This is a genomic window from Bartonella sp. AD328YNZD (assembly GCF_042196425.1).
In genome coordinates, this window is sequence record NZ_JBHIQG010000662.1 from 1 (window position 1) to 845 (window position 845).

The 845-nt window shown below is 40.0% G+C and carries 1 pseudogene; it reads left to right on the forward strand.

Going from position 1 to position 845, the window contains the following annotated elements:
• Positions 1–845 (forward strand): annotated as a pseudogene (locus tag ACFIO3_RS14335) (autotransporter outer membrane beta-barrel domain-containing protein); the annotation flags it as partial.

The following is an 845-nucleotide window of genomic DNA, read 5'->3' on the forward strand; positions in this document are numbered from 1 at the left end:
GTGTATAAAACATCCCTTTTATCATGCACGGCTGTAGCCGCTATTATCCTATTTAACATCCAGTTCAGTGCACATGCTGAAACCCTCGTAGTTTCTGAGGGAAAACAACAAGAAGTATCCGATAAAACCTACGAAACTATTCACGCAAAAGGCGGTGGCAAAATCATTGGAAAACATTTAACCATTGTTACGAATAAAGATATAAACCAGGGCACAAACGAAACCGTCTATGCTGTAACAGCAGAAGGTGCTGACAGTGCGATTGAGTTACTGGATGGCACAACCATTAAAGGAACTGGTTCTGGTATTTTCTTAGGCCTTGAAGCCAAAGACGGTGCTACACTTCAAATGACTAAAGGAACAATTACATATTCTGGAATGGGGCCCTCCTCATCTGGCATTTTATCTAGCACTGGCGCTTCCTTTTCTGACAGTAAGAGTAAAAAAAACAAGCTGGAAGACGTGGTAATATCGAGTGAAAACGATAACATTTTACTATCCTTAGGAATAAGTGCTAAAAACAGCACAGTAACCTTGAACAATGTAACCATAACTCAAGCACTAACAGGCATATTTGCAGATGATCACTCAACAATAACAGTGTCTGGAGGATCATTTCGTGCAAAAAATACAGCAATATCTGCTCAAAATGGCAGCATCATTACTTTAAACAACAATGTTACAGTCGCATCATCTAATGGTACTGGACTCCATGCAGATGGTATAGAATCCAAGATCACAATGAAAGGAGGGGCTGTCATAGGAGGAAGTTTGAATGGACATGAAGGCGCATTACTTACAGAAAATGGTGGACGTATTGAAATTACGGATGTTACTCTAACAAC